This window comes from Agromyces sp. H66, assembly GCF_004959775.1.
Lineage (GTDB): Bacteria > Actinomycetota > Actinomycetes > Actinomycetales > Microbacteriaceae > Agromyces.
Genome location: NZ_SJZG01000002.1, coordinates 317,008 through 341,531 on the forward strand (window position 1 = coordinate 317,008; position 24,524 = coordinate 341,531).

The following is a 24,524-nucleotide window of genomic DNA, read 5'->3' on the forward strand; positions in this document are numbered from 1 at the left end:
GCGAGTCGCGTCACGAGGCTGCTCCGGCAGGGCCGGCGCCTCCAGGGCCTTGGTCGCCGGGCTCATGCGGTGGTGTTCTTCCGCTTCCGGCTCACGAACCACACACCGCCCGCGACGAGCACGAGCAGGAAGCCGCCGATCAGGTACGGCAGCGTCCCCGTGCCGCCGGCTTCCGGCATCAGGAGCGCGGGCACGTCACGGACGGTGATGAGGTTGCCTGCCGCGGTGACCACGTCGCCGCCGTTCGTGCCGATCGTGATGGTCCCGTCGGAGTGGATGGTGAACTGCACCGGCTGGGCGAGCAGGTTGAACCCGTCGGGTGCCGTGGTCTCCTGGAGCCAGTAGGTGCCTGCCTGGATGCCGCTCACCTCGAAGAGGCCGAGCTCGACTTCGGTCGGCTCCGGTGCTGCGAGCACGTCACCGGGCTGTCCGTCGACGTCGGCGAGCAGCTGGAAGGCCGAGCCGTCCATCCGCACCCAGTTGCCGTCCTCGGCTTCGCCGAGCTTCTCGATCTGCACCACGAAGCGCACGGGATTCTCCGGCTCGCAGTCGCCGCTGCATCCGGGCGAGTACACCGTGTTGGTCACGAGCCCGTCACCCAGCGCCGCCGCGGCGTTCACCGTGACCGAGTACGTGATGGTCGCGACCTCACCGGGCTGCAGGGTGGCCGACCACTGGAGGACATCGCCTTCGAGCGAGACGGTGCCGATGGTGGCGGCGGCGTCACCGTTGTACGTGGCGTCGTCGAGGACGGCGGTGAGGCTGTCCTGCCAGGATGCGGCCGCCGGGGCAGTGCCGTTCGGGGTGACAGTGATCGTGTAGGTGATCGTGTCACCGGGCAGCACCGCGTCGCCGGAGGCCGGGTCGGCGGTCTTGACGACCGTGTAGTTCGCCACGTCGATGCCGGCCGGGTCGGACGGGATGGTCGGCGGCGCCTCCACGTCGGGCGGGGTATCGGTGGTCGCCGAGACCGTGTTCACGATGGTGCCTGCCGCGTCGGCGGGCAGCGTGACCGTGTACTCGTGCGTATCGGATGCCCCGGGGGCCAGTTCGTCGACGGTGAACGAGCCCAGCTCCGGCTGCTGGTCGTCGGTGACGACGATGCCGGTCAGCGTGCCCTGGCCCGTGTTCTCGATCACCACCCGGTAGTGCACCTCGTCGCCGGGCCGGAATACCGGGTAGTCAGCCGGGTCGTTCGCGTCGTGCCACTGGCCGTCGGCGTCCTGCACGTACTTCTTCAGGTTCGCGGCGTAGCAGTTGCCGATCTGAGTGGTCGCGGACGAGAGCATCGGCAGCGCGGAGTTCCCGGCGTACGCACCTGCCGAGTTCACCAGGACCTGCCCGGGCTTGTTGTCTCCGGACGCGGGCGCCTCACAGCTGCTGCCTGCGGGTGTCGAGTACGTGATGCGGATGGTCTGGGTGGCACTGGGAGCAAGTTCCGGCCCGATGACCCGGATCGCGGTCGGGTGGTCGATCGGGGTCGTCGACCAGCCGACGGTGTTGCCCGACACCGATCCCGGCGTGCCACCGTTCGACGGATCACGCGGGTCGAGGCTCAGCGACGCGAACGGCGCCGACGTGTAGTACACCGTCGAACCGGCCGGCGCGGTGACACCGGTCACGGTGTAGCTGCCGTCGATGTTCGTGCCGCGACCGTCGCCGACTGCGGGCAGGATGTCGATCGTGTCCGTGAAGTCGTTCGTGAACGGATCCCGCGAGTTGATCGTCAGCACCCAGGCAGAGCTGTCGCCCTCGAAGGACAGCACGTTCGCCTCAGCGGACTTGCCGAAGACGGTCGCCGATGCGCTCGGTACCGTCACCGTGGCGTTCGCGGACCGCCCCGTCGTGTTCGCGGGCCGGTTGTCGCCGACCACGTCGATCACGGCGGTGTTCGTCAGCCGGATTCCGGGCGCGATCACACTGTCGGCCGGGCGCTGGGCCTGGTACGTGATCTCATGGAAGACGTTCGGCGTGACGTTCGTGAATGTCCAGGTGAGCGTGCGGCCGTCGGCGCTGACACTCGCCGGAGCAGGGTCGGCGGTGCCCGGCACGTAGACCATTCCCTCGGGGAGGGCGTCGACGACGGTGAACGTCGCCGGTGGCGGGCTCGTCACCGAGTTCTGCGCCTGAGCGCGGAGCGTGTAGGTGACCGGCACCCCGGGCAGTGCGGTGGTGTCGGAGACGGACTTCTCGATGATGCCCTGCAGGCCCTGCAGCCGGAAGGCGTCACGGTGTGCGTTGGTGTTCGGGCCGTACGTGCTGCCCGGGATCACCGTCCCTCCGGCATGAGTGCTTCCGTTCACCCAACCGTTCAGCGATGGCCAGGTGGGCCAGGTGGTCGCCGGATCCCGCGGGGAGTTGAACGCCCCGACCGTCCAGCCCTCTCCCGACGTCGGCGCTGCGGGGTCGATGTGCCCGAAGGCGCGAAGGAACGCGTTGGTCCGGTCGACCGCCGGGTTCCACGTCATCTTGACGCCGGTGACCCCGGCGGGCACCTGCATCATGATGTCGGAGGCTATGCGCGGGTCTGTGAGCGAGGTGCCCGGTGGCGGAGTGATCTCGATCCACATCGCGCTGGGGGCCGCCTGACCGCAGGTCTCGGTCTTCGTGTCCAGCGTCTGAGTGGTGTAGAAGAACCGAGCCGTCTCGAAATTGTCATACCCGAGAGCACCGCTGCCGGGGACCCAGCCGCCGCCGTCGACGCTGTCGATGACGAATGCCGGGTTCTGGCTCATCGTGCACACGCCCGCCATCTGCGCGCCGCCGGGCCCCTGATACCCGGTCCACATATGGTTGGACGCCTGCATGTAGAGGGGCGTATCGAGGTTCGGTGAACCGGTGGCCCGGTTCTGCGCAAGCACCTGGTCCCAGTCCGCCGGCGTGTCGAGACCGGGAACCGGCAGTTGAACGTCGGTGCTCGTGCCCGGGCTCACCCAGAGGTTCGCGTCCCAGTGGCTCCGCGACTCCGACGGTGTGCCGTACCAGGTGTTGCTGAATCCTCCGGGCGGAGTGAGCGTGGTGCTCGAGACGTCGTTCCCCGCGTCCGCATCCGGCGCCGAGACACTGTCATCGAAGACGAACTGGCCCGGTGACGCGCTGAAGGTGTAGGTCGTGATCACCGACACCGGCGCAGGGATGCTGAACTGCACCGTGCCCGAGGCGATGTACACGCCGGTGCCCGGAAGCGCCTGACCCATGCTGTCCGTGGTCGGAGCGGTGACGAGCGTGTAGTCCAGATTCGACAGCGAGACCGTGTAACTCGTGCCCGAGCCGCTCACGCTGCAGTCGGGGAAGTTCGTGCGATCCGACTCCGCCGGGTCGGAGAACGGCTGACCGGTCGACCTGGAGCGGTTGCCGATGGGAACGCACCCCTCCCAGGTCAGACCCGTGGTAGCCCCGGCGACGTTGGCGCTGATGCTCACCGGGAACGAGTAGGACTGTGGCCCCGGACGGCTGCCGGCGCTCAGAATGAGCGAGTAGTTCATCTGCAGGATCGGGCGGTTGCCGCCCAGGCGGCTCGTCTGCATCTGGCCTTGGAGGCTGCCTCCGGGAGCCTGTGCGAGTGAGAGGTCCATGCCGTGCACATACGTGATAGACAGCGGCCCGGCGTCGGCGGGGCCGGCCTCGGCGACCGCCGTATCGGAGGTTGCCGTGCCCGAGACCATCAGGTCGCCGCCCGCGGTGGAGGTTGCGCGCACCGGGGCCTGGATGACCGATGCCGTGCCCTCCTCGATCGTGCCGAGGTTGCAGAGCAGCGTCGTTCCGTCAGCGGAGATCTCGGAGACCGGCGTCACGTCGCTCGTCTTGCAGACCGGCGGGATGCTCGTGAAGACGCCATTGCCGACCGTGAGGGTGGCGCGGACGTTCTCGACCGGCTCGTTCGAGTACGGATCCTCGGTGTCGTTGGTGTTCACGTGGAACTCCGCCGTCACCGGCTGACCGAACGGCGCCTTCGTCGGCAGCGGGTCACCGGCCCAGTTGGCCGTGATCTCGTGCACCGACTGCGGCTCGGCCGACGCCGGAACCGCGGCCGTGCCCGCCATGAGCGCGATGGACGCCGCCAGTGCAGCAAGCGCCCTCCAGGGTCGGCGCTTCAGTGCGTGCCGACCGTGTGTGCGGCGATGCTGCGCAGCGGTGCTCCGGTTGTCCGACGTGGCGACCATTTCGTACCTCTTCGCTTCGTGGCTCGTGCGGTTCCGGGCCGTGCGCAGGGGAGGCTGCGCACGGCCCGGGGTGTGTCAGGCCTCGGCGCGGTCCTTCCGGCGCGCGTACAGCGCGAAGAACACCGCACCGGCGAGCAGCATGCCGCCGCCGAGGGCGAACAGCATGGTGCCGGTGCCACCGGTCAGCGGCAGCTCGAAGCCGCCGTTGGAGGGCACGTTCACGATCTCCTGGTCGATGCCGATCGTGGTGGTCGCCGCGGTGACGGTGAACTCGATCGGCTGCGCGAGCAGCTCGTACCCGTCGGGGGCGACGGTCTCGACCAGCCAGTACGTCTGGTAGCCGTCCTCACCGGGTGCGACGGTCACGCCGTCGGCGAAGTCCGAGTACCGCAGACTCGAGATGGTGACCTGGCCGTCAGGGCCGACCGTGAACTCCGTCTCGCCGCCGAGCACAATGGCGTTCGTACCGGCCAGCGCGTCCGCCTCGGTCGGGTAGACCGAGAACACTGCGCCGGTGAGGGGGTTGCCCGTTCCGTCGATCTTCTCGAAGGTGATCTCGCCCCATTTGGTCTCGACCGTGGGCGTGGGCGTGGGCAGCTCCTCGTCGATCGCGTGCTGGTTCGGGTAGAGCAGCGCGGTGTTCGCGATCTCGCCGACGGTGTTCACCGTGGTGGTGATCACCGTCTGCACCTGGGTGGTGCTGTTCGCGGCCAGCACGGCCAGGCCCGACGCGGTGAAGTCCACCGTGACGGTGTTGGTCGCCGCGTCGAAGCTCACGACGTAGTCGGCCGGGTCGAGCGGGGTGCCGTCGAGCAGGGTGACCGCCGTGGAGACGTAGTCGAGCTTCTCGTCGAGCGGGTCCACGATCCGGTACGCGTCGATCACCGGGACATCCGGGATCTCCGTCGTGATCGTGAACTCGATCTCGTCACCGAGCTTGATGTCCTCCGAGTCCTCGACCGTCTTGTCCGCCGACACGATGGAGTTCTTCGGGTAGACGTGCACGTCGTACAGCCAGCCGTCCAGGTTGTCCGGGTCCGTGAGCGGCACCGTCACCAGGAACGGTGCGACCGCCGTCGCACCGGCCAGCGGCGAGGTCTCGACCACGTAGTACAGGCCGAGATCCAGGCCCGTGAGCGAGATCTCACCGTTCGCGTCGGTGAGCAACTCTGCGCCGACCGCGGTGGCCGTGTAGCCGGCGCCGGTGATCGACGCCTCGGTGCCGTCGAAGACCTGCGAGAGGTCGCTCGCCGCCAGCCAGCCGGCGTTCGTGGTCAGGTCGATCGGGTCGACCTTGTACACCGTGAACCCGACGCCCTCGAGCGGGGTCAGGCCCGTCACGGGCTGTTCGGTGCCGTTGTTCGGGAGCCCGGTCGGGCCCCCCGGCTGCTCGTACTTGTGGATCGTGAGCGACCCGGGCTGGTCCGGGTCCACGAGCGGGGCCGCGCTGGCCGGCAGCGCGGCCCCCAGCGCGGCGATTGCACCAGCAGCGATCGCCGCGACTGCGACGCGCCATCCGGTGTGACTGGATCGATTCATGAAGGTTTCCTCCTGATGATGTGCTGACTGACTCGGATCGACTTCAGGACTACTCGCGGGCTCGGGTCACCCCCTCGCACGTCGGGTGCCGGCGGCGACGACGCACGACGACTGCGGTCACGATCGCGCCCGTGGCGATGGCGATGGCGGCGTGGGTGACGGAGTCGCCGGGCGCCACGCTGGGCGATGCGATCGCGGTGATGCTCCGGAGCATCGAGCGTTCCCGCGGGCACACGCTCGGCCCCTCTTGGTGCGCTGGCTCGGCCACCGAATCACTCACCCCGGACCCCCCGTACGTGACGTGGCGCACGTGGGTGCGCCGATTCGGACGCTACTTGGGCGGCGCCCCGGGGGGCGGAGGTTTCACCCCGCATTCACCCCGCTTGCCGGCATGCGGTATGGAGGCAGGAACGGCGCGGAGTACGCGTTCTTCTCGGGCATCAGCGCGGACATCATGCACGTGATCTCATCGCGCGCGACCCATTCAGCGAGATGAGGTGTGCTGCTCCGGGGGCAGATGGTCGACGATGAGATGACGATCCAGCGCAATGGCGATGGCTTCGTCGCGTGACGAGACGCCGAGCTTTCGATAGAGGCTCTTGAGCTGGGTCTTGACGGTGTTGACCGAGACGACCTCATCGGCCGCGATGCTCGCCGCAGAGGAGGTTCTCATCAGCGCCTGCAGTACGGCGAACTCCCGGTCGGTGAGGAGCGTGGTCGCGTCGGGGTCGGGAAACCTCGACGTGGGTGGGAGAGCAGAGACGATGTCCGCGAAGCCGGCGTCTGCGAGTGCGTTGCCGAGTCGCTGGAAGTCGGCGTCGGGCAACAGCGTGAGCGCCACGCGTTGCCCGGTTCGCTCGAGCAGGCTGCCCAGATGGTCGGTGAGCGCGAGCGTTCTCGGACGCTCGGCGAATCGGAGCAACGCCGCGACCTCGATGGTGATCGCCTCGGCGAGCCATCGCACGGGCATGGCCGCGCCCGACGTCGCGCGAATGTGCTGGAGCGCGGCGCCGTGACGCCCCTGCGCGAGCCCGACGCGTGCCAGGCCGATGCTCTTCGCATACCCCGCGACGGCGTCGCGGTGGAGGATGACGTTGGCCGCATCGGGATTGCCGAGGGCGAGTTGCAGAAGGCCGCGCGTCGGCGCCAGGCGACCCCGAGTGGCCGCAGACCGCCCGTCGCCCTTTCTGAGGGACGCGAACGTCTCGAGTCCCGCCTTCGCTGCGCCGGGCCGACCATCGACGAGCTCCACGAGCGCCTCCGTGATGGCGATCTCGATCCAGTACTCGATGGTACGGCGATCATGGACCATCGACGCGAGATGAGCTCGCGCCGTGCTCGTGTCGAACCGTTCCAGCGCCACGATGGCCTCGGCGATCCGATAGAAGGTGCCCGAGTACGTGGAGCGGAGGACGTTGGGCCAGCCGTCCTCCCTGGCCAATTGCAGATACTCCTCCGCCTCCGGAAGCTCCCCGCGCAGCCCGTGGATGCCCGCCAGCATGGAGACGTTCGAGAATCCGTGCCGGTAGCCGCTGGCGGGCACCTCGGCGAGCCCGTGCTCGAACGCGTCGAGCGCCTCATCGACGCGGCCTCCGAAGTACAGGGTCATGCCGAGCTGCGCGAACACCGCCGTCATGACGGGTACTGCGCTCCGCTGCTCCTCGGTCAACTGCAGGAGCGTTCGCCACGCTGCTCGTGCGGCACCGAGGGCCCGAGCAGGTCGGCCGATCAGCCGGTACGCGACGCCCGCGGACACGAGGATCAGCGCCCGGTCGACTGCGCTCGCGCCCTCGCGCGCGCTGCTCGCCGCCTTCGTCGCAGCGAGGAAGTATCGAATGCCCTTCACCCGCTGGTACGGGTGGGCGTAGTACGCCAAGCCGAGCAGCATCGACAGCAGCGGCCGCTCGCGAACGGCGGCGGGCGGCATCCCCTCGAGGACTCGTCGGAGCTCGGCACGGTCACCGAGCAGCAGGTCGTACCAACCGTCGCGTGCGATCGCGGTCGCACCGTCGAGGTCACCGGCCGCGATCGTCTCCGCGAGTGCCGGAAGGTGCCGGGGATCCACCGACGGGAGCTGCGTCAGCATCCCGGCGTCGGTGGCAGGCCCGAGCAAGGCGGCATCATGCGACGACGTCCCCGGCTGCTGCGGACTCATCTGTGCGCTCCCACTCATCCCGCGACTCCCCCGATGGTCAGAAGACCAGTGCCACGGCCGGAAACCGGCCCGCTCACTAGGATTCGACCCAGGAGTGTGAAAGCGGGGGTGAAACTCCGAGTTCGATCGAACTGCGTCGATCAATGTGAAGCGCGCCTCGATGAAGGCGGGGTTCTCAGAGTGCGAATGGTGTGGCTCCCCCACTTGGACTCGAACCAAGAACCTATCGGTTAACAGCCGATTGCTCTGCCAATTGAGCTATGGAGGATCGCGTGTTTCAGCAGAGCCACTCTAGCAAAGGCCGGGCCGGTCTCCCAATTCGAGGCCGTCTCGCGAACGGCGGCGAGCGTCAGTACCCCGCATCGAGGTCGATCCGGCCCTCGAAGGCGCCGTCGCCGAGGAGCGCGGCGACGTTCCGCCGCACGCGCTCGAGGAAGAGCGGCACCGTCATGGCCTCGGTATCGGCCACATGCGGCGTGATGATGCATCCGGGTTCAGACCAGAGCGGATGCCCCTCGGGCAGCGGTTCCGGGTCGGTCACGTCCAGCCCGGCACCGCCGAGGCGGCCCGACCGCAACCCGTCGACGAGGGCGTCGGTGTCGACGAGCGCGCCGCGGGCGACATTCACGAGCACCGTGCCACGAGGCATCCGACTGAGCTCGCCGGCGCCGATGAGACCGCGCGACGCTCCGGTGAGCGCCGCCGCGACGAAGACGACCTCGGCGTGCTCGAGCGCCTCGCCGAGCGCCGACGTCGGAACCGTGCGGTGCGCGCCCTCGACGGGCTCGGCGCGCCGCCGCACGACGGTCGCGCGCACGCCGAACGGCGCGAGCAGGCGCAGGAGCTCCACCGCGATGCCGCCCGCGCCGACGATCACGACCTCGGCGCCGTAGAGGCTGCGACCCCGCTCGTCTGGCTGCCATGAGCGCGCGACGACGCGTCGCGGCAGTTCGCGCAGCAGCGCCAGCGCGAGCATGAGCGCGTGCTCGGCCACCGGCTGCGCATACGCGCCCTTCGCGCTCGTCCAGACGCGACCGTCGCCTCGGTGACGCTCGAGCAGCGGCGCGAACGCGTCGACGCCCGCCCACGGCAGCTGCACCCAGGCGACGTCGGGGTGCGCGTCGAGCGCCGCACCGAGTCGCGCCGCTCCGGATGCCGCGGTCCACACGATCCCGCGCGTCGAGGCGTCGAGGGCCGCCACGGTGCCGCCGGCGTCCCGCACGGCAGCCTCGACCGCCGCGTCGCCGTCGGGAAGCACCGCGATCGGCCCCGACGGCACGGGCGTCGGCGCGCCGGCGGAGGCGTCGACCGCGCCCGGCACGGCCCGATGCCGGGGGTTCGGCCTCGGGCCATCCGTCACCGCGGCGGACCGTCCCCGAGCTCGTCGATGATGGCGTGCCCGTCGTCGAGCGCACCTGCGAGGTCCATGACGTACGGGTGGGTCGGATCGTGGAAGACCTCCTCGAGCGTGCCGAGCGCGGCGAGTTCGCCGCGGTCGAGCACGGCGATGCGGTCGGCCGTGCGGCGCAGCACCGGGAGGTCGTGGCTGATGATGAGTGCCGTGAACGTGTGCTGCTCGCGGAGCTCGACGATCAACTGAGCCACGACGTCGCGCACGGTGAGGTCGATGCCCGCCGTCGGCTCGTCGGCGATGAGCACCGACGGACCGAGCACGAGCGCCCGGGCCAGCGCGACGCGCTGGCGCTGCCCGCCGCTCAGCTCGTACGGGAACTTGTCGAGATAGCCGAGCGGCAGCCGCACGGCGTCGACCATCGTCGCCACGCGGGTCTGCAGGGCCCGGCGGTTGTACCGACGGTCGCGTTCGAGGATCGGCTCCCCCACCAGTTCGGCGACCGTCAGGTCGGGCGGCAGCGTGGCCGCCGCGTTCTGGGCGAGGTACCCGACGTGGAACCGGTACTCGGGGAGCTTGCGACGAGGGATGCCTCGGAGCCGAAGCCCCAGCACGGTGGCCTCGCCGCCCGTGATGACCGGATTGACCTCCGCCTCACGCGGGTCGAGCGCAGCGCCCGAGAGCACCTTCGCGAGCGTGCTCTTGCCGCTGCCGGCGCTGCCCAGGAGCCCCAGCACCTCCCCCGGCGCGATCGTCAGCGTCAGCCCGCGCAGTGCCACGTGCGCGGGACTCGCCCCGTGCGGCGGGTACTCGAGCGAGAGGTCGCTCAGCACGATGGGGAACCCGTGCGCGGCCCCCCGCATCAGCTCGCCTCCCGGAGCCGGCGCAGTTCCTCTCGACGGGCGGACTGGGCGACCGGGTCGGGCACCGGAAGCGAGGCGAGCAGCCGCTGCGTGTACGGGTCCCTCGGCGCGCCGAGCACCTCGGCGCCCGTACCCTCCTCGACGAGCTCGCCGCGGTACAGCACCGCGATGCGGTCGGCGAGCAGGTCGACGACGGCGAGGTCGTGGCTGATGAACAGCGACGCGAACCCGAACTCGCGCTGGAGTTCAGCGAACAGTTCGAGCACGCGCGCCTGCACCGACACGTCGAGGGCCGAGGTCGGCTCGTCGGCGATGAGCAGCTCGGGCTCGAGCGCGAGCGCGCGGGCGAGGCTCGCCCGCTGGCGCTGTCCGCCGCTGAGTTCGTGCGGGAATCGATCGCCGTAGGTGCGGGGCAGCTGCACGGCCTCGAGGAGCTCGTCGACGCGCTTCCTGGCCGCGGCCGGGTTCGCGGCGCGCCCGTGGATGACGAGCGGTTCGGCGACGCAGTCGGCGATGGTGAGCAGCGGATTGAAACTCGACGCGGGGTCTTGGAACACGAAGCCGATGCGGCTGCGCGCCGGCCGGAACTGTCGCTCGCGCATGCCGTTCATCTCGTGGCCGAGCACTTTGAGCGATCCGCCCGTGACCCTGGTGAGGCCGGCGATCGCACGGCCGATGGTGGTCTTGCCCGAACCGGACTCGCCCACGAGGCCGAGCACCTCACCTGGGCGGATGAAGAAGTCCACCCCGTCGACGGCGCGGAATCCGGGGCGACCGAAGCGTCCCGGGTAGACGATCTCGAGACCGGATGCCTCGACCACGGGTGCCTGGGCCGCCCAGTCGGCCGGCCGCGCCTCGGCGCGCGCGACGGCGCTCGCCGTGCCCGTGCCGACATACGGCACGGCGGCGAGCAGCGCCTTCGTGTAGTCGGCCTGCGGCGCCGCGAACAGCGTCTCGGCATCGGCCTCTTCGACGACCTTTCCCTGGTACATGACGGCGACGCGGTCGGCGAGATCGGCGACGACGCCCATGTTGTGGGTGATGAGCACGATGCCCATGCCGAACTCGTCGCGGCAGCGCCGCAGCAGGTCGAGGATCTCGGCCTGGACGGTGACGTCGAGTGCCGTGGTCGGCTCGTCGGCGACGATGAGCCCGGGGTCGAGCACGAGCGCCATCGCGATGACGATGCGCTGCTTCTGCCCGCCCGAGAACTGGTGCGGGTAGTGATCGACTCGGTGCTCGGGGTCGGGGATGCCGACGCGGTCGAGGATGTCGATCGCCTTCGCGCGCGCCTCCTTCGCCGACAGGTCGGAGTGGGCGCGCAGGCCCTCCGCGATCTGCCAGCCGACCGGGTAGACGGGATTCAGGGCCGTCGACGGCTCCTGGAACACCATCGCGACATCCGTGCCCCGGATGCTGCGAAGCTCCTTCTTCGGCAGCGAGACGACGTCGTGGGTGGACGTGCCGGCCTTGTTGGAGAGGAGCACGGCCCCACTCGCCGTCGCGGTCTCGGGGAGCAGGCCGAGGATGGTCTTCGCCGTGACGGTCTTGCCGCTGCCCGACTCGCCGACGATGGCGAGCACTTCGCCGCGTTCCACCGAGAGCGAGACGCCGTCGACCGCCTTGACCGCCCCGGCATCCGTCGAGAACGAGACGCCCAGTCCTTCGATGCTGACCACCGTGCTCATCGCGCGACCTCGATCCCGTGCTCGTCGAACGTCTCTCCGTCTTCGAGGCCCGCCAGCCCGCCCGGTCCGGCCGTGAGCGTGCCGCCTGGCACGACCGACGTCTCGGCGACGACTCCGGCGGCCTGCGCGACGCGTCGCCGGCCACGCAGGCGCGGGTCGGCGAGGTCGTTGAGGCTCTCGCCGACGAGCGTGATGCCGAGCACCACGAGCACGATCGCGAGGCCCGGGAAGAGCGCGGTCCACCAGATGCCGCTCGACACATCCGCGATGGCCTTGTTGAGGTCGTAACCCCACTCCGCGGCGGCGGTCGGCTCGATGCCGAAGCCGAGGAAGCCGAGTCCCGCGAGGGTGAGGATCGCCTCGGAGGAGTTGAGGGTGAAGATGAGGGGCAGGGTGCGCGTCGCATTCCGGAGCACGTGCCGGAACATGATGCGTCCGTTCGACGCGCCCAGCACCTTGGCGGACTCGACGAACGCCTCGGCCTTGATGCGCACGGTCTCAGCGCGGATGACCCGGAAGTACTGCGGGATGAACACGACGGTGATCGAGATCGCCGCCGCGAACACGCCGCCCCAGAGGTTGGATTGACCGCCCGAGATGACGATCGACATCACGATGGCGAGCAGCAGCGAGGGGAAGGCGTAGATCGCGTCGGCGATGACGACGATGACGCGGTCGAGCCAGCCGCCGAAGTACCCCGACACGAGCCCGAGGAACACGCCCGCGAAGATCGAGAGGAGCACCGCGATGATGATCACGAGGAGCGCGGTCTGCGCACCCCAGATCACGCGAGAGAGCACGTCGTAGCCACCCACCGTGGTGCCGAAGAGGTGCTCGCCCGACGGCGGCCGCTGGCTGCCGAACGTGCCCTCGGCGTCACGGAGCTGGGCGAAGCCGTACGGGGCGATGAGCGGCGCGAAGATCGCGATGAGGATGAAGAACGCCGTGAGCACGAGACCGGCGACGAGCATGCCGCGCTGCAGGCCGACGCTCTGGCGGAGTTGGTGCACGACGGGGATGCGATCGCGGAGGAGCCGCTTCGGCGGGCGCATGGCGGTATCGGTCGTCATGTCAGTACCTCACCCTCGGGTCGATGAGCGCCGCGATGATGTCGACGATGAAGTTCGTGAGGGCGACGATGACGGCGAGCAGGGCGACGATGCCCTGCACGGCGACGAAGTCGCGAGCCTGGAGGTACTCGGCGAGCTGGAAGCCGAGCCCCTTCCATTCGAATGTGGTCTCGGTGAGCACCGCGCCGCCGAGGAGCAGCGCGATCTGCAGGCCCATGACGGTGATGATCGGAATGAGCGCGGGACGGTAGGCGTGCTTGCGCACGAGGCGGTACTCGCTCACGCCGCGCGAGCGCGCCGCGTCGACGTAGTCGGTCGAGAGCGTGCCGATCACGTTGGTGCGCACGAGGCGCAGGAAGACGCCGGCGGTGAGCAGGCCGAGCGCGATGGACGGGAGCACGGCGTGGGCGAGCACGTCGGCGAGGACGGCGGGGTCGCCCGTCATGATCGCGTCGATCGTGTAGATGCCGGTGTTGTTCGGCAACACCTCCATCTGGATCTCGGGCCCCGTCGAGGCGCGGCCCGCGACGGGCAGCACCTTCAACCACACCGCGAAGACGAGCTTCAGCAGGAGGCCCGCGAAGAACACCGGGGTGGCGTACGCGAGGATCGCGAAGACGCGAAGCACGGCATCCTGGCCCTTGTCGCGGAAGTACGCGGCGATCATGCCGAACGGGATGCCGATCACGAAGGCCACGATGAGCGAGTAGAACACGAGCTCGAGGGTGGCCAGGCCGTAGGTCAGGAGGACCTCGGTGACCGGGCGGTTGTCGGTGATCGTCGTGCCGAAGTCGCCCGTGAAGATCTGGCCGAGATACTCCAGGTACTGGACGATGAGGGGGCGGTCGTAGCCGGCCTCGGTGATGCGCTCCTGCAGCTGATCGGCCGGCAGCCGGCCGCCGAGCGCGGCGGTGATCGGATCGCCCGTGGTGCGCATGAGCACGAACACCAGGGTGACGAGGATGAACACCGTCGGGATGATGAGCAGTGCCCGCACCAGGATGTAGCGGCCGAGCCCGCCACCCGGTGACTTCGATGGTCTGCTGGGGATGGGTGGTGCGCCGGGGGCAGGCGTCGTCGTTGCGGTCAATGTTCGCCAATCGGGTGGGCTCGAATGCGGGTGGCCCGCTCGGTGAGAGCGGGCCACCCGTTCCTTGCGTAGAAGAACTCTAGCCGTTCAGTCGGCTCAGCCCTTCGACAGCGCCGCGAACCGGAACTTGAAGGACGCGTCGAGCGTGTCCTCCGCGCCTTCCACGTCGGAGCCGACGACCACGACCTGCGCACCCTGGAGGTACGGCAGCGTCGACAGGTCTCCCGCGACCGTCTCCTGGATCTCCTCGATCAGCGCGGTGCGGGCGTCGACATCGCCCTCGGACGCCTGCTGGATGATGAGGTCGTCCACCGCCGGGTTCGAGTAGTGGTTGCCGAGGAAGTTCTCGGTCAGGAAGAACGGCGTGAGGTAGTTGTCGGCGTCCGAGTAGTCGGGGAACCAGCCGAGCTGGTACGCCGGGTACACGTCGGAGGTGCGGTCCTCCGAGTACTGCACCCACTCGGTCGTCTGCAGGTTCACCGTGAACAGGCCGGTGGCCTCGAGCTGGTCCTTGATGAGCGCGTACTCATCGGCCGACGAGGGGCCGTAGTGGTCGTTCGAGTACTGCAGGTTCAGCTCGACCGGCGTGGTGACGCCGGCGGCCGACAGGCGCTCGGCGGCCTTGTCGGCGTCGGGGCCGCCCGCACCGTCGCCGTAGAGCTCCTTGAGCGGCTCGATCGCGCCGGCGAGGCCGGCGGGGATGAACGAGTACAGCGGCGTGTAGGTGCCCTTGTAGACCTGCTCCGAGAGCTCGTCGCGGTCGAGGAGATCGGCCATGGCCTGACGCACTGCGAGTGCCTTCGCGGGATCGGCCTCTGCCGTCTTCGCGCCGAAGGGCATCGTGTCGAAGTTGAACACGATGTAGCGGATCTCGCCGCCGGGGCCCTCGACGACCTTCACGTTGTCGTTGCCCTTGAGGTCCTCGATGTCGGTCGAGGAGAGGCTCCGGTACGCGACGTCGATGTTGCCCTCCTGCACGTCGAGCTTCATGTTCGAGGACTCGGCGTAGTACTTGAGGTTGACGGTCTCGGTCTTCGGCTCGGCGAGGAGGCCCTGGTAGTCGGGGTTCGCCTTGAACGACACGAGGTTGTTGAAGTCGTAGCTCGTGATGACGTAGGGCCCGGCGAACGCGTTCGCCTCGACGATGTCGGCGTCGGGGGTGAGCTCGTCGGCCGCGAACACCTCGTCATCGACGATCGCACCCGGGAAGCTCGTCAGGATCAGCGGGAAGACCTGGTCGTTCTCGGCCTTCAGGTTGAACACGACCGTGGTGTCGTCGGGCGCGTCCACGCTGTCGAGGTTGTAGAGCAGGCTCGAGGCGCCGTTGGGGTCGGCGATCGCGAGGTTGCGGTCGAACGAGAACTTCACGTCGGCGGAGGTGAGGTCGTTGCCGTTGGCCCACTTGAGGCCCTCGGGAAGCTTCACCGTGAACTCCGTCGGGGAGGTGAACTCCGCCGACTCGGCGAGGTCGGGGACCACGTCGGTGCTCTGGTAGTCGGTGTTGAGCAGGTACGGGAAGACCTGCGTCTGCACGGCGAGCGAGCCGTTGTCGTACGAACCGGCCGGGTCGAGCGTCGTGACCTTGTCGGTCGTGCCGACCGTCAGCGTGCCGCCGGCCGCCCCGGTGTCGTCGCCGCCGCCTGCCGAACAACCGGCGAGGGCGAGGGCGGCCACCGAGACACCGGCCGCCGCGACGAGGGCGCGGCGCCGGTTCGTGGATGCGGATGTCATATCCGTCTACCTCTTCCTGTCAGGACTGAATCGCGCGCGGGAACACCGCGGCGCGCTGTCGTATCTCTCAGGACTAGCACACCGACCCCGGGATCTTGCAGGACCGCCCAACCCGGCGGAGGAATATTTACCGATCTGCAATCTTCGCCGCAGGTCCTGTGCGCAGATGCGCACGAAGACGACGGATGCCGCTCAATCGCCGCGCAGGCTCCGACGCTCGGTCTCGAGTTCGACGAGCGCACGCTGCAGCATGGTGAACGTCGCCGTGTCGGTGCGGTCCGTGCGCTGCAGACGGCCGAGGAGCTCCGACTTCTGACGCAGGAGCTCCCGGTCGATGAGGGAGCCGACGATGCCCGTGGCATATGCCGAAAGCTCGTCGTCGGTGCGTTGCGGCACCGGCGCCACCGCCAACTGCCGGACGATGCCCGCGAACGGCGCGGGCACCTCGTCGATGATCCGGTCGACTCGCAGCATCTGGTCGTCCGACGCCAGCACCGACGCGATGCCGTCGCGAACGACCGCGAGCGAGGCGTTGCCGAACCGGCAGTCCACCGCCTGCCGCAGGAGGTCGGGGCCCACGGCCTCGGGCGACTGGATCATCGCCTGCAGGGCGTCGCGTTCGAGGCGCGTCGACGGATCGTTCGGCAGCTCGGTGATCGAGTACGGCCGCGGCGGGGCATCCGTCGCCGGTTGCTCGGGTGCGCCGGCGGTCGGCGGAGCAGCCCGGGAGGCACCGCGCTCCCCGGACGTGCCGGGGCGGCCGGTCGCGGAGCGAACGGCGCGCGTCACCTCGCCGAGCTCCATGCCGAGCATGCGGGCGAGTTCGCGCGTGTACCCGGGGCGCAGCGAAGGATCGCGGATCTCGGCGACGATCGGCGCCGCCGCGCGCAACGCGGCGACTCGCCCCTCGACCGTCTCGAGGTCGTAACGCGAGAGGGTGTGCCGGATCACGAACTCGAACATCGGCGTCTTCGCCTCGACGATGGCCCGCACCGCCGCATCGCCGCGGGCGAGCCGCAGGTCGCACGGGTCCAGACCGTCGGGGGCGACCGCCACGAATGTCTGCGCAGCGAACCGCTGCTCCTCGGCGAATGCGCGCATCGCGGCCTGCTGCCCGGCCGCGTCGCCGTCGAACGTGAACACGACCTCGCCGAGGCTGGAATCGTCGCCGAGCACGCGACGGAGCACCTTGATGTGCTCCACGCCGAACGACGTGCCGGAGGTCGCGATGGCCGTCGTGACCCCCGCGAGGTGGCAGGCCATCACATCGGTGTAGCCCTCGACGAGCACCACCCGGTGCGTCTTCGCGATGTCGCGCTTGGCCAGGTCGAGTCCGTAGAGCACCTGCGCCTTGTGGTAGATCGCCGTCTCGGGGGTGTTCAGATACTTCGGGCCCTGGTCGTCGTCGAGGAGCTTGCGCGCGCCGAAGCCGACGGTCTGCCCGGTGACGTCGCGGATCGGCCAGATCAGCCGGCCCCGGAACCGGTCGTAGACGCCGCGATCGCCCTGGGAGACGAGGCCGGCCGCCGCGAGCTCCTCGGTGCTGAAGCCGCGCGCGGTCAGGTGTTTCGTGAGCGCGTCCCAGCTCTTCGGCGCGAACCCGACGCCGAAGTGCTTCGCGGCCTCGGCGTCGAACCCGCGCTCGCCGAGGAACCGCCGGCCAGCCTCGGCCTCGGGCGAGCCGAGGCGCTCGATGAAGAACTGCTCGGCGGCCCGGTTGGCGGCGAGGAGCCTGGCGCGGTTGCCGTGATCGACGGCCTGGCCGCCGTCCTCGTAGTGGAGCTCGAAGCCGATGCGCCCCGCGAGTCGCTCCACCGCCTCGGTGAACGACACGTGGTCCATGCGCTGCAGGAACGTGTAGACGTCGCCCGACTCGCCGCATCCGAAGCAGTGGTAGTAGCCGAGCTGTGGCCGCACGTGGAAGCTCGGGCTGCGCTCGTCGTGGAACGGGCAGAGTCCCTTGAGCGAGCCGACGCCGGCCGACTTCAGGCTCACGTGCTCGCCCACGATGTCGGCGATGTTGGTGCGGGCCTTGACTTCCTCGACATCGCTCTGTCGAATCCGGCCCGCCATGGCTCTCATCCTAGTTCGCGCTCGCGCGGCGGCGGCCGGGCATCATCGCTGCACCAACCGCTCGTACCAGGCGAGCGCGGACTGGTCGGTGAGGCTCGCGACCTGGTCGACGATCACGCGCTTGCGTGCGACGTGGTCGCCGGCAGCGCGCCAGTCCTCGGCGAAACCCGGATCGAGGTGCCGCTCGCCGCTGTCGTGCAGCACATCGGCGAGCGACGTGAGCACCTGCCGCTGTTGCGCGTAGATGGGCTGCCGGGTGTTCTTCGACATCACGAACGCCGCGACGATGCCCTTCAGCACCGCGATCTCGGCCTGGATATCGCGCGGCACGACGACGTCGGCGTCGAATCGGATGAGGCTCGCGAGCGGGAACGCCGAGCGCGTGGCATCCGTGGCCGCGTGCGCGAACCGGCCGATGAGCTGGCTGGTGAGGTTCTTCAACTGCGCCTGCTCGCGGCGGCTGCCGCTCCAGGAGTCCAGCCATCCGTCGAGCGAGTCGAGCCGGTCGAAGGCCGCGATGAGCTCGTCGTGCGCGATGGCGCCGCCGATCCACTCGTACATCGACGAGACGAGCGCGTCATGGTCGACGCGGGCGCCGAGCGCCGCGACGTCGACGTAGCCGTTCACGATGGCGTCCTCGAAATCGTGCACCGAATACGCGATGTCGTCGGACAGGTCCATGACCTGCGCCTCGATGCAGAGCCGGCGCTCGGGAGCGCCGCGCCGCATCCAACGGAACACCTCGACGTCGTCGCGGTAGAAGCCGAACTTCGCCCGCCCGCTCGGGTCGGCGACGCTGGTCGCCTCGGGCCACGGGTACTTGCAGCTCGCGTCGAGGCTCGCACGCGTGAGGTTGAGGCCGTAGCTCCGCCCGTCGGGGCCGAACACCTTGGGTTCGAGCCGGGTGAGGATGCGCAACGTCTGCGCGTTGCCCTCGAAGCCGCCGACGTCGGCGGCCCAGGTGTTGAGCGCCTTCTCGCCGTTGTGCCCGAACGGCGGGTGGCCGAGGTCGTGCGCGAGGCACGCCGTGTCGACGACATCGGGGTCGAGGCCGAGGCTCGCGGCGAGCTCGCGGCCGACCTGCGCGACCTCGAGCGAGTGCGTGAGGCGGTTCCTGGCGAAGTCGAGGCCGGCGGTGGGGCTCAGCACCTGCGTCTTGGCCGCGAGTCGACGGAGCGCGCTCGAATGCAGCAGCCTCGCGCGGTCGCGGGCGAAGTCGCTGCGACCCGAGGTGTGCTCTTCGGGCAGCCAGCGCTCGGTGTCGGCGTCGCCGTAGCCGCCGAAGAGTCGCGCCCGCACGTCAGCCGCCGCTCGTGTCGAGCTCGGCATCGACCAGGGTGGTGCGGTCGCCGCCGACGAGCTCCTGCGAATCGAGCCATCCGGCGGGGAGTGCGGGGTTCTTCGGGGTGCCGGCGCGGCCGCGGGGGCCCTCGGCCCCCTCGCCGGGGTACGGCATCGACCAGTCGAGCGTGCCGAGCAGGTCGTCGAGCTGCGCGAGCGATTCGACGGTGGCGAGCTTCGCCCGCAGCTCGCCGCCGACCGGGTAGCCCTTGAAGTACCAGGCCACGTGCTTGCGGATGTCGCGGCACCCGCGTTCCTCGCTGTCGAAGAACTCGGTCAGCAGCTCCGCGTGGCGGCGGAACGTCCGCGCGACCTCGCCGAGCGTCGGCTCGGCCTTGCGCGCCTCGCCGCGGAAACCCGCCGCGAGGTCGCCGAAGAGCCAGGGGCGGCCGAGGCATCCGCGCCCCACGACCACGCCGTCGCAACCGGTCTCTGCCACCATGCGCAGCGCGTCGTCGGCCGACCAGATGTCGCCGTTGCCGAGCACCGGCACGCTCGTGACGGCCTCTTTCAGCTTCGCGATGGCCGACCAGTCGGCCTCGCCCGAGTAGAACTCGGCGGCCGTGCGGGCGTGCAGCGCGACCGCCGCGACGCCCGCCCCCTCGGCGATGCGCCCGGCCTCGAGGTAGGTGAGATGGTCGGCGTCGATGCCCTTGCGCATCTTCACCGTGAGCGGGATGTCGCCGGCGGCGCGCACGGCGCCCTCGACGATGTCGCGGAAGAGGCCGCTCTTCCACGGCAGCGCCGCTCCCCCGCCCTTGCGGGTGACCTTGGGCACGGGGCATCCGAAGTTCAGGTCGATGTGGTCGGCGCGGTCTTCGGCGACGAGCATCGTGACCGCCTCGGCCACCGTCTTCGGATCGACGCCGTAGAGCTGGATCGACCGCGGCGTCTCGGACTCGTGGTGCGTGATGAGTCGCATCGACTCGGGCGTGCGCTCGACGAGCGCGCGCGACGTGATCATCTCGGACACGTACAGGCCCGCGCCGAACTCGCGGCACAGTCGCCGGAAAGCCGTGTTGGTGATGCCGGCCATGGGGGCCAGCACCACGGGGACGTCGACGACGAGCCCGCCGATCGACAGCGGGCCCGCAGGAAGCGTGGTGGTGGAGGACATCACCTCCGATTCTCCCAGAGAAGCGGGCAACGTCGCCCGTGGAGGCGGCACGCGCCTAGGATTCCGGGGAGGACGACCTGTGGAGGACGAGATGACCGACAGCACGCCGACCGGTGCGGAGCGGGTGCGGGCGGATGCCGCGGCACGCGGCCTCGAGATCGAGATCATCGAGCGGCCGGCCGCGCGCGGCCTCGAGGAGGCCGCCGAGATCATGGGCATCACGCCCGCCGACATCGTGAAATCGCTGGTCGTCAAGAGGAGCGACGACACCTACGTGTTCGCGCTCGTGCCGGGCGGCCGCAAGATCTCGTGGCCGAAGCTCCGTGCCCTGCTCGGCGTCAACAAGCTGCAACTGCCGGATGCCTCGCTGGCCCTCGCCGCGACCGGCTACGAGCGCGGCACCATCACGCCGCTCGGTTCGACCACCGCGTGGCCGGTCGTCGCCGACGCCACGATCACGGGCCGGCGCGTCTCGATGGGCGCGGGCGAGCACGGCCGGAGCCTCTTCGTCGACGCCGACGCGCTGATCCGCGCGTTCGACGCGACCGTCGCCGACATCACCGAGCCCGAGTAGCCTCAGCCGCCCCGCTCTCGGTCGCGCCAGGGATGTAGCAGACGTCGCCCTCGCACACCATCGCGGCGGGGTCGCCGGTCACCATGGTGAACGGCGACGGCGACACGGCATCCGTCTTCGCGACATCCGTCACCTGAGGTGTCGTCGCGTCGCTCATGCCGCCGCTCCGTCGCGCTCGCCGGCGACCTGCGTGAGCACCTGCGAGAACACTTCGGCGGGCTGCGCCCCCGAGACGCCGTACTTGCCCTCGAAGACGAAGAACGGCACGCCCTGGATGCCGTAGGCGCCCGCCTGCGCGATGTCGGCCTGCACGGCGGCGCCGTAGCGTCCGGACTCGAGCGCTTCGCGCGCGGCATCCGCGTCGAGGCCGACCTCGGCGGCGAGGGCGACGAGTTCGTCGATGCGGCCGAGGTGGCGGCCCTCGGTGAAGTACGCGCGGAACAGGCGCTCCGACAGCTCGAGCTGTCGCCCGTGGGCCTTCGCGAAGTGCAGCAGCTCGTGGGCCTTCAGCGTCTTGGTGTGCTGCAGGGTGTCGTAGTCGTACTCGAGCCCTGCCTGCGCGGCGATGCCGGTGACCCGATCGATCATCATCTGCGCCTGCTCGACCGGAATGCCCTTGCGGCCGGCGAGGAAGTCGAGCTCCGACCCCTCGAAGTCGACGGGCGTGTCGGGCGCGAGCTCGAACGAGTGGTACTCGATCTCCACCTCCGGCGCGTCGTCGCCGAGTGCTGCGAGGCCGCCCTCGAGGTGGCGCTTGCCGATGTAGCACCACGGGCAGGCGATGTCGGACCAGATGTCGATCTTGATGGGGGACGTCACGCTGATCTCAACTCCGGTCCGACACCGCCTATTCCGGATTGTGTGCTCAGCCGCCGACGACGATCCGCGTCGCCTCGGCGACCACGGCGTTGTTCCGTACGGCGTCCGCACGGTCCGTCCGGGTCATGATCACCAGCGTGAGCGGGGTCTCGCCGGGCCGCCACAGCACACCCGCGTCGTTCACGACGCCGTAGGCCCCTCCGCCGGTCTTGTCGGCGAGCTCGTACGGCGGCTCGAGCCCGGCGCGCATACGGGCATTCGAGGTCTGATTGCGCAGCATCCACTCTCGCAGGCGAGCGGACGTGAGCATGCCCGCGGCGTCGTCGAGCAGGAGGGCGGAATAGAGCAGCGCGATGTCGTCGGGTGTGGTCGTGTCGCGCAGATCGCCGGGCACCGCCTCGTTCAGTTCGGGCTCCCACCGGTCGAGGCGGGTGTCGGTCGCGCCCAGCGACGCGGCGAACGCCGTGATCGCGGCGGGCCCGCCGAGCTCCCGGAGCAACAGGTTGCCCGCGGTGTTGTCGCTCCAGCGGAGCGCGGCGTCGGCGAGCTCCTCGGGGGTCGCTCGCTGGGGCCGCTTCGATTCGAGGACGAGCGAGTCCACGACGACGTCGGCATTCGTGTACGGGATCGGCGTATTCCAGTACACCTCGTCGTAACCGCGTGCCTGCACGAGTGCTGCGGCGGCGAGGGGCTTGAACAGCGAGCACATCGGGAACCGGTCCGCCGCGCGGTAGCGGAACGGGTTCGTCGAACCATGAGCGACCGCGACGACGCCGATCGTAACGGATGCCTCGCGCTCGAGTTCGGCGAGAGCGGCCGTCATCCGATCCGGGGCGACGGTGGACCGCCCCGCGGGAGTCGCCCAGGCGGTGTCCCCTGCGATCGTGCCGACCGCGGCACCGGCGGCGGCCAGACCTCCGAAGGCCAGGAGCGACCGGCGAGAGATCGTGGATGAGGGGTTGGAGTGCAGCTTCGACGAGTTCATGCGGGCAGTCTCCCGAGCCGACAGTGATTCACGCAAAGCACGGAGTGCCGTCATCGATGCCAGAATCGCATTCATGGCACGGCACCTCGACCTCGCGGCCGCATGCGAAGCGTTCGTCGCGGTGGCCGAGCGCGAGAGTTTCACCGCAGGCGCCGCGGTCGCGGGCATCACGCAGTCGGTCGCAAGTCGCCGCATCGCGGCACTGGAAGATCACCTCGGCGGGCGGCTCTTCGAACGTTCGTCGCGCCGGGTCGCGCTCACCGCGTTCGGTCGCAGCGTGCTGCCCAGCGCGGTCAAGCTCGTCACCGCCGCGCAGGAGCTCGTCGATGACGCCGTGCGGTCGCACCAGCTGCCGGTCACGATCGCGGTTCCACGCGGCGTGCATCCCCGGGTCGCCGCGGCCGTCTCGGCCGCGGCCGCCGGCGCGTCGATGACGATCGAGTTCCTCGAGGGCCCGCCGGCCGAGCGCTCCGAATGGTTCGTCACCGGTCGGGCGCAGATGGTGCTCCAGCATGTCGAACCCGACCGTGCCCACTGGGCGACGCCCCTCGGCGTCGCCCGCCTCACGCACCGCAGCGCAGCGCAGGAGCATCCGTTCTTCCTCGCCGAGCTCCGTCCACGACGCGGTGCGGCCGACCGGCGCCGCATCTGGCTCCAGCCCGAGGACGACGTTCCCAACGTGCGAGACCGTCTCGAGCAGGTCCGCAACGGCGCGGGCCTCACCCCAGGCCACCTGCGCATCGCGCCGTCGCTCGTCGCCGCGATGGCGCGGGCGATGGCCGACGACGACCTCGTGCTCGCAACGCGCGCCGAAGCGGATGCGTTCGGACTGGCGTGGCATCCGCTCGGCGACCTGCATGTGGTGCGCGGGTACGCACTCTTGTCACGCGACCCGCTGCTCGCGCGACGATTCACCGACGCGGCCGGAGAGATGCTGTCAGACCTGCTCGGCACGACTCGAGGGAGATCCGCCCATGCGCACTGACCACGCAGTGCTTCGCGACGCCTCGCGAACGCTGGGCGACGCCGGGCTGTCCGCTTCGATCGTCGTCCGCGACCTGCGGCACGGCAATGAGCTCGCGCTCGACGCCGACGCGGCCTACCCGCTCGCGTCGGTCGTGAAGCTCCCGCTTGCGCTCGCAGTGCTCCGGGCCGGGACCACCGGCGCGATCGACCTGGCCGAACGAGTCGAGCTCGACCCCGACGCGCGAACGCCGGGACTCACGGGGTATTGCAGGTTCACCCAGCCGACGAGCGTCGCGGTGGCCGACCTGCTGTACATGGCCGTGTGCGTGAGCGACGACACGGCCGCCGACGCCCTCTTCGCACGGTGCCCACCGGCCGAGGTCACCCGGGTGCTCCGGGAGCTCGGTATCACGGAGATCACCGTTCGTCACTCCATCCGCGAGTTGCACGAGACCCTCGCGAGCCGGCTGTCGCCTGAGGAGATGCCGCAGGCGCTGACGCTGGCGATCCAGGCGTCGACCCACGGCCGAGGTCACCTCATCCCCCAACTCGACGTCACGAGCGCGAACGCGGGCAACGCTCGAGCGATCGTCGACCTGCTCGAGCTCATCTGGACCGATGAGGCGCTGGCAACGGAACGGGAGCCCCTGCGTCGACTGCTCGGATGGAACCTCATGCGCCAGCGCCTCGCGCCCGATCTCGAGTCCGATGACGCGGCGTGGTTCTCGAAGACCGGGAGCTTCCTGCATCTCCGTCATGAGGTCGGCGTCGTCGAGCACGCCGACGGCGGGATGTTCGCTATCGCGGTGCTGAGCGAGTCGTCGGTTCCTGCACAGCGCCAGCCGGGTGCCGAGCAGGCGCTCGGCCATGCTGCGAGGCTCTTGCACGACCACGTGCGCGGCTCCGGCCCCCTGCGCTGATCCGGGCGGGCGGCGGCGGCCTTGGCTCGCCGGAGCGGCCCGAGCTCGGGCCGCCTTCGCGAGTACGGGCCGCCGCCAG

The 24,524-nt window shown here is 69.9% G+C and carries 19 protein-coding genes and 1 tRNA gene; 3 read left to right on the forward strand and 17 right to left on the reverse strand.

The window, feature by feature from the left end; all coding sequences use genetic code 11:
* Positions 1 to 62: 62 nt before the first annotated feature.
* The 14 genes from EZM51_RS04810 to dusB form a co-directional block, all read right to left on the reverse strand.
* Positions 63 to 4,163 (reverse strand): SpaA isopeptide-forming pilin-related protein, encoded by a 4,101-nt coding sequence (locus tag EZM51_RS04810; protein WP_136707103.1) that lies wholly within the window; start codon positions 4,161 to 4,163, stop codon positions 63 to 65.
* 75 nt (positions 4,164 to 4,238) lie between these two features.
* Complete coding sequence (locus tag EZM51_RS04815) at positions 4,239 to 5,702, reverse strand: SpaH/EbpB family LPXTG-anchored major pilin (RefSeq protein ID WP_136707104.1); 1,464 nt, start codon at positions 5,700 to 5,702, stop codon at positions 4,239 to 4,241.
* Positions 5,703 to 5,751: 49 nt separating this feature from the next.
* Entirely contained in the window at positions 5,752 to 5,916 is a 165-nt protein-coding gene (locus EZM51_RS20465) for a hypothetical protein (RefSeq protein WP_169053792.1), read from the reverse strand.
* Between the two features lie 270 nt (positions 5,917 to 6,186).
* Positions 6,187 to 7,815 carry a LuxR family transcriptional regulator gene (locus tag EZM51_RS04820; protein WP_248305467.1) on the reverse strand — a complete coding sequence of 543 codons (1,629 nt, stop codon included), beginning with the start codon at positions 7,813 to 7,815 and terminating at the stop codon, positions 6,187 to 6,189.
* A 234-nt stretch (positions 7,816 to 8,049) separates the two neighbouring features.
* A tRNA-Asn gene (locus EZM51_RS04825) sits at positions 8,050 to 8,125 on the reverse strand.
* Between the two features lie 81 nt (positions 8,126 to 8,206).
* Complete coding sequence (locus EZM51_RS04830; RefSeq protein WP_248305468.1) at positions 8,207 to 9,178, reverse strand: NAD(P)-dependent oxidoreductase; 972 nt, start codon at positions 9,176 to 9,178, stop codon at positions 8,207 to 8,209.
* Positions 9,179 to 9,213: 35 nt separating this feature from the next.
* On the reverse strand, positions 9,214 to 10,071 hold the full coding sequence (locus tag EZM51_RS04835) for a dipeptide/oligopeptide/nickel ABC transporter ATP-binding protein (RefSeq protein WP_136707105.1): 858 nt from the start codon (positions 10,069 to 10,071) through the stop codon (positions 9,214 to 9,216).
* Positions 10,071 to 11,759: an ABC transporter ATP-binding protein gene (locus tag EZM51_RS04840; RefSeq protein WP_136707106.1), complete on the reverse strand. Its 1,689-nt coding sequence runs from the start codon at positions 11,757 to 11,759 to the stop codon at positions 10,071 to 10,073. The genes EZM51_RS04835 and EZM51_RS04840 overlap by 1 nt, the downstream gene beginning before the upstream one ends.
* A complete protein-coding gene (locus EZM51_RS04845) occupies positions 11,756 to 12,829 on the reverse strand; it encodes an ABC transporter permease (RefSeq protein ID WP_136707107.1) in 1,074 nt (357 codons plus the stop codon). Before EZM51_RS04845 ends, EZM51_RS04840 begins: the two co-directional genes overlap by 4 nt.
* A 1-nt stretch (position 12,830) precedes the next feature.
* Positions 12,831 to 13,880 (reverse strand): ABC transporter permease, encoded by a 1,050-nt coding sequence (locus EZM51_RS04850; protein WP_248305490.1) that lies wholly within the window; start codon positions 13,878 to 13,880, stop codon positions 12,831 to 12,833.
* A 135-nt stretch (positions 13,881 to 14,015) separates the two neighbouring features.
* Entirely contained in the window at positions 14,016 to 15,650 is a 1,635-nt protein-coding gene (locus EZM51_RS04855) for an ABC transporter substrate-binding protein (protein ID WP_136707109.1), read from the reverse strand.
* A gap of 192 nt (positions 15,651 to 15,842) precedes the next feature.
* Positions 15,843 to 17,723, reverse strand: a complete 1,881-nt coding sequence (gene dnaG, locus EZM51_RS04860) for a DNA primase (RefSeq protein WP_136707110.1) — start codon at positions 17,721 to 17,723, stop codon at positions 15,843 to 15,845.
* A 42-nt stretch (positions 17,724 to 17,765) separates the two neighbouring features.
* On the reverse strand, positions 17,766 to 19,052 hold the full coding sequence (locus tag EZM51_RS04865) for a deoxyguanosinetriphosphate triphosphohydrolase (RefSeq protein ID WP_136707111.1): 1,287 nt from the start codon (positions 19,050 to 19,052) through the stop codon (positions 17,766 to 17,768).
* On the reverse strand, positions 19,024 to 20,181 hold the full coding sequence (gene dusB, locus EZM51_RS04870) for a tRNA dihydrouridine synthase DusB (protein ID WP_136707112.1): 1,158 nt from the start codon (positions 20,179 to 20,181) through the stop codon (positions 19,024 to 19,026). The genes EZM51_RS04865 and dusB overlap by 29 nt, the downstream gene beginning before the upstream one ends.
* A 91-nt stretch (positions 20,182 to 20,272) precedes the next feature.
* Between dusB and EZM51_RS04875 the strand changes: the two genes are divergently transcribed.
* Positions 20,273 to 20,755, forward strand: a complete 483-nt coding sequence (locus EZM51_RS04875; RefSeq protein WP_136707113.1) for a YbaK/EbsC family protein — start codon at positions 20,273 to 20,275, stop codon at positions 20,753 to 20,755.
* Here EZM51_RS04875 and EZM51_RS20470 read toward each other — a convergent pair.
* The 3 genes from EZM51_RS20470 to bla are packed head-to-tail and all read right to left on the reverse strand — an operon-like array spanning position 20,739 to position 22,559.
* Complete coding sequence (locus EZM51_RS20470; RefSeq protein ID WP_169053793.1) at positions 20,739 to 20,912, reverse strand: hypothetical protein; 174 nt, start codon at positions 20,910 to 20,912, stop codon at positions 20,739 to 20,741. The genes EZM51_RS04875 and EZM51_RS20470 overlap by 17 nt on opposite strands.
* Complete coding sequence (locus EZM51_RS04880) at positions 20,909 to 21,574, reverse strand: DsbA family oxidoreductase (RefSeq protein ID WP_136707114.1); 666 nt, start codon at positions 21,572 to 21,574, stop codon at positions 20,909 to 20,911. The genes EZM51_RS20470 and EZM51_RS04880 overlap by 4 nt, the downstream gene beginning before the upstream one ends.
* 46 nt (positions 21,575 to 21,620) lie before the next feature.
* The gene (gene bla, locus EZM51_RS04885) at positions 21,621 to 22,559 is read right to left on the reverse strand and encodes a class A beta-lactamase (RefSeq protein ID WP_169053794.1); all 939 of its coding nucleotides are present in this window, start codon (positions 22,557 to 22,559) and stop codon (positions 21,621 to 21,623) included.
* A 73-nt stretch (positions 22,560 to 22,632) separates the two neighbouring features.
* On the opposite strand from bla, the gene EZM51_RS04890 reads away from it, so the two are divergent.
* Positions 22,633 to 23,544, forward strand: a complete 912-nt coding sequence (locus EZM51_RS04890) for a LysR family transcriptional regulator (protein ID WP_169053795.1) — start codon at positions 22,633 to 22,635, stop codon at positions 23,542 to 23,544.
* Positions 23,534 to 24,445 (forward strand): serine hydrolase, encoded by a 912-nt coding sequence (locus EZM51_RS04895; RefSeq protein WP_136707117.1) that lies wholly within the window; start codon positions 23,534 to 23,536, stop codon positions 24,443 to 24,445. Before EZM51_RS04890 ends, EZM51_RS04895 begins: the two co-directional genes overlap by 11 nt.
* Positions 24,446 to 24,524 lie beyond the last annotated feature (79 nt).